A 6831-nucleotide genomic window follows, 5' to 3' on the forward strand; every position below is an offset into this window, starting at 1 on the left:
TGAGAAAGGTGCAAATGCACGGTATTGGCCCGTGGCCATATACGAACTGTTTGCCCAGTTGGAAAAGCGCATGACCGGCTGGGCGCACCGCGGTCAGCATCGCTAGGCATACCTATGTAAGAGCATGCCAATGTATGCCAGAGTTTACCAACGATAAAGCAGGGAAGCGCTGGTGGTGCTATCAGTTCGCGCGCTGGTGTCATCGGGTGGCTGGGAGTTGTGCTTAATCTCGTGAGATAAGCGCAGCGACAGCTTGGCATTAAGCCTCGCAGTGAGGGCTGTAAGCGAACGAGAGGTGGTGTTCTGGTTGGTATACTCCACAGACATTTCCTGCTGAATATCGGCGTAGTCGGAGAACCCCCAGCGATAATCCAGCGCGGTGTAGGTCACCATTAAGCGTTCATCGTCATACTCGCGCAGCCGGTCGTGACGATAGCCGGGGCCTGCTTCTAACGATAGGGTGTGGGTGTCGTTCTCCAGAATCTGGCGCCCGTAACCCCCAATCGCTGACAGTTGCTGGTCATAGCCGGCAAAGCGATCCTTCTCCCAGCGGGCAAAGCCAAACAGATAGTGCGGGCCGTCTAGCTCATAGCGCTCGCGCCCAGAGATCAGGTACTGCTCGGCGCTGGTTTCGTTTTCTTTACTCACCGTGCGCACTTCACCGCGCAGCGAGTAGGTAAACTTACCGGTTAACCAGGTCAGCAGCGTTTTGCCAATCAACGTTTGGCTATTGGTATTGCCCGAAAGGTGGGTAAACCCTAGTTCGGCATCACCACTGAACATGGGGGCGTCTTCCTGGGGCGGCGGCGGGGCGTAAAACGGGTAAGCATAAGCCGCGCTTAACCACAGTGGCCAGCAGGCCAGCACAATAATCCATCGAACGATTGCCACTACATCCCTCCTTGGTTTTAGCAGCGGAGTATTATATCAGCGAACGATGACGCGAGTGATGGCAATTAACGTCGTTTGCTGGCGCGTGCCATAATGGTGCGGTCACGCATTTTGAGTCTACTTATGAGCGTTTCACGCCCCCGAACATTAGCCGACCTGCAGCGCTGGCGTCGAACCCGCGCAAGGCGCAGTTGGTATAAGAGAAGTTTTCGCCTGCAGGTGATGCTGCTGGTCGGGCTGCTATTGGCGGGCATGCTACTGGCACAGGGCACGTATCTCAATCTCCGTAAGGCGGAAATTATTAGCCAGCAGATGGGCGAACGCGCGCTGGCAGTGGCCAAAACAGTGGCGACAATGCCGCAAATCATCAACGCTTTCGAGATACCTGATCCCGCCTATATCATTCAACCGCTGGCAGAACGGGTACGCCATGAAACCGGGGCGCGCTATGTTGTTGTGGGTAATACCCAAGGTATTCGTTACTCTCATCCGGTGCCCGAGCGGATAGGTAAGCCAATGGTAGGCGGCGATAATGATCAGGCGCTGATTCATGGCCAATACTATGTGTCCGAGGCAACCGGGTCATTGGGCACCGCCATGCGTGGCAAAGCGCCTATCTGGGATGAAGATGGCAATATTATTGGCCTGGTGTCCGTCGGCTTTATGATGGATCGCGTCGAGATGGACGTGGCGCGCTACAACAGCTTTGGCTGGGTACTTGTAGCGCTGATGATCTGCCTGGGCTTTGCCGGTGCCTACTGGCTGTCGCAGCATCTTAAAAAAGTCATTTTAGGCCTGGAGCCTTATGAGATTGCGCGGCTGGCGATGGAGAAAGAGGCCATTTTGCAGTCGATTCACGAGGGCATTCTGGCAGTTAATCGCGAAGGGCATATTACCTTGGTTAACCAGCAGGCGCGGCGCTTTCTCAACTTAGACGATGAGCATGTGCTGCTTGGGCAGCCTATCCGTGAAGTGGTGCCTAATTCGCGGCTGCTGGAGGTGCTACGGCGCGGCGAGCAGGAGTTTGATCAGGAGATGTGGTTGGGCGATCACCCTGTTGTTGTAAACCGCGTGCCGATTCTCCACGAGGGTGAGGTTGAGGGCGCAGTCGCCACCTTCCGTAGCCGCCGCGAGATCGTTGATCTTTCCCAGGCGCTGACTCAGGCCAGCCGTGACGTGGATATGCTGCGCGCCCAGGCTCACGAGTTTTCCAACAAGCTCTACACCATCTCTGGGTTACTACAGTTACAGCGCATCGACGAAGCCCTGGCATTAATCCACCAAGAGACCGAGCGCGCTCAGGCGCAGATGAGCTTTTTAATGCGCAATGTGGCCGATGCGGTGCTTAGCGGCACCTTGCTGGGTAAACTAACCCGCGCGCGGGAGCTGGGCGTGACGCTGGAAATTGACGAGCAGAGCTCGCTTGCTTGCCCGCTAACCTCTACCGGGCAAGAGGTGATGATGAGCGTAGTGGGTAATTTGTTGGACAACGCCTTCTATGCAGCGCTGAATGGGCCAAGCGAAGAGCCCAACGTGCGGCTGTTTTTCACCGATCTGGGCGAGCAGCTGTTGATCGAAGTGGAAGATAACGGGCCAGGCGTGCCGGCCCAATTTGCTGAGTCGATTTTCCAGGAGGGGTTCTCGACCAAAGCCGGCAAGCATCGGGGCATTGGCCTGGCGCTGGTGGCCAGGCTCTGCCGTCAACACGGCGGCGCGGTAACGCTGGAAGAGAGTGAACTGGGCGGCGCGTGCTTTATCGCGGTTCTCGATCGTTCGTTATGTGCCGACTGCCCTAGCAACATGCTTAAACGCGATCCTAACAACAATCACTAACACGGCTAAGGGAAACGCAATGTCTGCGCTGCAATACGGCATTTTGGTCGTTGAAGACGACTTTCGCATTGCCGATATCCACAGAGCATTTATTGAGCAGAGCGCCGGCTTTTATGTGGTCGGTATGGCGCGCAATGGGAGCGAGGCCAAGGCACTTATGGCCCAACACGCCGCCAGCATCCAATTGATTTTATTGGATGCTTACCTTCCTGACGTTGAGGGCTTAGAGCTGCTGTGGGCGATTCGTCGCGACTATGTGCATGTGGATATCGTCATGGTCACCGCCGCTCGGGAAGTGGAAACCATCAGCGAAGCGCTGCGTGGCGGCGTATTTGATTACCTTATAAAGCCGATTGAAGCGGCGCGGATGACGCAAATGCTGACCCGCTTTCGACGCGAGCGTGAAGCCCTGGCCAACCGCGCCGAGATGAACCAGGACGAGCTGGATCACGTACTGGCACGCTTGCAGCCGGGTGAATCAGCTCGGGCTAAATCGCAAACGCAGTCTCAAGCCCGGTCTCAAGCCCTGCCCAAGGGTATTGACCGGCTGACCTTGCGCCGGGTGATTGATGCCCTGGCCGCTGCCCCTGATTCCCTCACTGCTATGCAAATGGCGCGCACCATGGGTGCCAGCCGCTCTACCGCGCGGCGTTATTTAGAGTTTTTAGTCGCCGAACAGGCGGTGAGTGCCGAGCTGGGCTATGGTGATGTAGGACGGCCCGAGCGTCGCTATCGGCTGTTGGAGGCGGCACACAAGTGGCTTGAATCTTTATAAGCAGCCAGCCTATAAACAAGCCAGCGTGAACAAAATGAACAAAATGCCCATAAAGAACTTTTTGCCTTTTATGCGCACAAGCTTGTCGGTCAGGGGCAGGGTCTTCTAACGTTCGCGGCGTGCAGTCTCACAATAAGACGCCCCACACAACAACACTGATACGTGGAGAACGCTATGACTTGTAACTCTTCCTTGAAACTCGTGACCTTGCTGGCTCTTCCGCTGGCTGCCGTTACCACCTTTTCCAGCACCGCAGCAGCGTTTGAGCCGGAAGGTAAGGTGGAGTGTATCGCTCCATCCGACCCGGGCGGCGGCTGGGACTTTACCTGCCGCAGCGTGGGTAATGTTATGCAAGAGCTTGATCTAGTGTCGGCGAACGTACAAACCATCAATATGGCTGGCGCTGGTGGCGGTGTGGCGTTCGCTCATACTGTAAGCAAACGGGCCGGGGACGATCATCTACTGGTCGCAGCGTCTACGGCCACCACTACACGCCTGGCCCAAGGTCAGTTCCCAGGGCTGAGCGCTGATCAGGTCAACTGGATCGGTGCGCTGGGCGCGGATTACGGGATTATCGCCGTCGCCGCTGATTCCGAGATCGATGACCTTAATGAGTTGATGGATTCACTTAAGGAAGACCCGCGCAGCGTCAAGTTCGCTGGCGGTAGCGCCAAAGGCGGCTGGGACCATCTTAAGGTGTTGATTGCCGCTCAGGCTGCCGATGTCGAGAATCTTCCGCGCATTGCGTATCTTTCCTACAACAATGGCGGTGAAGCGTTGACCCAGGTGATTGGTGGGCATGTTGATGCCTTCACCGGTGATATCACCGAGGCGCAAGGCTTTATGGAATCCGGTGACCTGCGTGTGCTTGCGGTACTCTCCGAAGAGCGCCTGCCAGGTGATCTGGCTGATATTCCCACAGCTCGTGAGCAGGGTATTGACGCACTGGGCCCCAATTGGCGCGGCTTTTACATGCCTGCGGATATCTCCGAAGAAGCTGAAGCGTATTGGACTGATGCCATGGACACTATTTACCAGAGTGAAGAGTGGCAGAATGTCATGGCTTCGAACGGTTTGATGCCTTTCCACATGACCGCTGGTGAGTTTGAAGAGTTTGTCCTCAACCAGATCAGCGACATTGAACAGCTTTCTAAAGATATTGGATTGATTCAGTAATGACTTTCAACGACCGCATCTTTGGGGTCTTGATGATCGTCCTGGCCGTTGCATACGGCTGGGCCGCGACTCAGTTCCCGGAGCCGTTTGGTGGGGCCGAAGCCGTCGGCCCTGACACTTTTCCGAAGCTGCTGGCCGTGGTGCTGGCAATTTCCAGCCTTTATCTAATTGTACGGCCTGATCCCGATAACGCCTGGCCTTGGAGCCGTACCGGTATTGAGCTAATCATCGCCGTAGTGGTGCTGATCTTTTACGCCATGCTGCTTCAGCCGTTGGGCTTCGTTATTAGCACCACGCTAGCTGTGGGTACGCTCTGCTGGCGTATGGGGGCTCGCCCGCTCAATGCTTACATTACCGGGGCAGTTTCGGGTGTGGTGGTGTACTTCCTGTTCAGTTTTGCGCTTGATCTCGCCTTGCCGCTGGGTCTGCTGTCATTCCTGGAGGTGAACTGATGGAAACGCTAGGTTACCTAATGGATGGTTTTGGCGTTGCGCTGCAGCCCCACAACCTGATGTTTGCCTTGTTGGGTGCTTTCTTGGGCACCTTAATAGGGGCTCTGCCAGGGCTAGGCCCAGCCAATGGCGTGGCCATCCTGATTCCGCTGGCGTTCAGTTTGGGGCTCGCGCCAGAAACCGCGCTGATTATGCTGACCTCAGTATATGCGGGTGCCATGTATGGTGGGCGTATATCGTCGATTCTGTTGAATATCCCCGGCGATGAACCGGCCATGATGACCTGTCTTGACGGCTATCCCATGGCCCAGAAAGGCAAAGCGTCTGAGGCACTGGCAATCTCTGCGGTGGCATCCTTCATCGGTAGTCTAATCGCCACTGTTGGCTTGATCCTACTGGCGCCATTGTTGGCTAATTTTGCCTTGACGTTCGGCCCGGCAGAGTATTTTGCACTCTTCCTGTTGGCATTTGCCACCTTGGGAGGTATCACCGGAAAGAACCCTATCAAAACGGTGGTTGCCGCCTGTATTGGTCTAATGATTGCCACTGTGGGTATCGACAATACCGGCGTTCAGCGCTACACCTTCGGCGTGCTTGAGCTCTTTGAAGGCGTCGATTTCATCATTGCTATCGTCGGTCTGTTTGCCATTTCCGAACTGCTGTTCTTCATTGAAGAGCGCGCCGGTGGTGGTAAAGAAAAGATGAAGGTCAACAAGCTTTCGCTTTCCTGGAAGGATATTCGTGAGATCCTACCCACAAGTTTCCGAGGTGGGGTGCTGGGGTTTGTCGCCGGGGTACTACCGGGTGCCGGTGCTTCGTTGGGTAGTTTCATCAGCTATACCCTTGAAAAGCGTGTGCTGGGTAAGAAAGGCTATTTCGGGCAAGGCGACCCACGTGGCGTAGCGGCCCCGGAAGCTGGCAATAATGGTGCTTCCAGCGGTGCTTTGGTGCCCATGTTGACCCTTGGTGTACCGGGTAGTGGTACCACTGCGGTGTTGCTGGCGCTGTTGATCTCGTTGAATATCACGCCAGGTCCGTTGATGTTCACCCAGAATGCCGACATCGTCTGGGGCGTGATCGCGGCGCTGTTGATCGGTAACTTCTTGCTGCTGATCCTCAACATTCCGTTGGTAGGTATCTTCGTCAAACTGCTGTCTGTACCGCCAATGTACTTACTGCCGATCGTTACCATGGTCGCCTTTGTGGGTATCTACTCGATCAGTAACACCATATTTGACCTCTACTTTATGGTGGCTTTTGGGGTCGGCGGCTACGTCCTGCGCAAACTGGAGATTCCACTGGTGCCGGTGATCCTTGGCTTGTTGCTGGGGCCTGAGATGGAGAAGAACCTGCGCCATGCCATGGATATTTCTGACGGCGACTGGATGGCGCTGTGGGACAGCGGTCTGGCTATCGGCCTTTGGGTCTTTGCTGGTTTGGGCCTGATCCTGCCTTATATCCTAGGCCCCCTCTTACGTCGAGGGATGAAGGCAACCCCCAATTCAGGTTCGCCTGAGAGCGATTGATACCCAAATAGATCAATCGTAAGTATCGGGGCGTCGACGAAAGTCGGCGCCCCTTTTTTATGGTGCGCCAGGCATGGCGCGCAGCGCCTTGACTGGCGCTGTTCCTGGGGGTGGTGCCTCAGGATGACTTGGGGGTGAAAGTCCCCTGCACGCCCGGCAAGGGGAAGTGCTAGCCGAC

General features: G+C 55.8%; 6 protein-coding genes. 5 read left to right on the forward strand and 1 reads right to left on the reverse strand.

Features of this window, described 5'->3' with window-relative positions:
* Nucleotides 1-144: 144 nt before the first annotated feature.
* Entirely contained in the window at nt 145-891 is a 747-nt protein-coding gene (locus QT230_RS20055) for a DUF481 domain-containing protein (RefSeq protein WP_308323929.1), read from the reverse strand.
* Nucleotides 892-1014: 123 nt separating this feature from the next.
* Between QT230_RS20055 and QT230_RS20060 the strand changes: the two genes are divergently transcribed.
* From QT230_RS20060 to QT230_RS20080, 5 genes are all read left to right on the forward strand, one after another.
* The gene (locus QT230_RS20060) at nt 1015-2724 is read left to right on the forward strand and encodes a sensor histidine kinase (RefSeq protein WP_308323930.1); all 1710 of its coding nucleotides are present in this window, start codon (nt 1015-1017) and stop codon (nt 2722-2724) included.
* A 19-nt stretch (nt 2725-2743) separates the two neighbouring features.
* Nucleotides 2744-3499 (forward strand): response regulator, encoded by a 756-nt coding sequence (locus QT230_RS20065; RefSeq protein WP_308323931.1) that lies wholly within the window; start codon nt 2744-2746, stop codon nt 3497-3499.
* Nucleotides 3500-3673: 174 nt separating this feature from the next.
* Entirely contained in the window at nt 3674-4675 is a 1002-nt protein-coding gene (locus tag QT230_RS20070; RefSeq protein WP_308323932.1) for a tripartite tricarboxylate transporter substrate-binding protein, read from the forward strand.
* Nucleotides 4675-5127 (forward strand): tripartite tricarboxylate transporter TctB family protein, encoded by a 453-nt coding sequence (locus QT230_RS20075; RefSeq protein WP_308323933.1) that lies wholly within the window; start codon nt 4675-4677, stop codon nt 5125-5127. The genes QT230_RS20070 and QT230_RS20075 overlap by 1 nt, the downstream gene beginning before the upstream one ends.
* The gene (locus QT230_RS20080) at nt 5127-6653 is read left to right on the forward strand and encodes a tripartite tricarboxylate transporter permease (RefSeq protein WP_308323934.1); all 1527 of its coding nucleotides are present in this window, start codon (nt 5127-5129) and stop codon (nt 6651-6653) included. The genes QT230_RS20075 and QT230_RS20080 overlap by 1 nt, the downstream gene beginning before the upstream one ends.
* Nucleotides 6654-6831 lie beyond the last annotated feature (178 nt).

This window comes from Halomonas sp. SpR8 (genome assembly GCF_031010195.1).
Classification (GTDB): domain Bacteria; phylum Pseudomonadota; class Gammaproteobacteria; order Pseudomonadales; family Halomonadaceae; genus Vreelandella.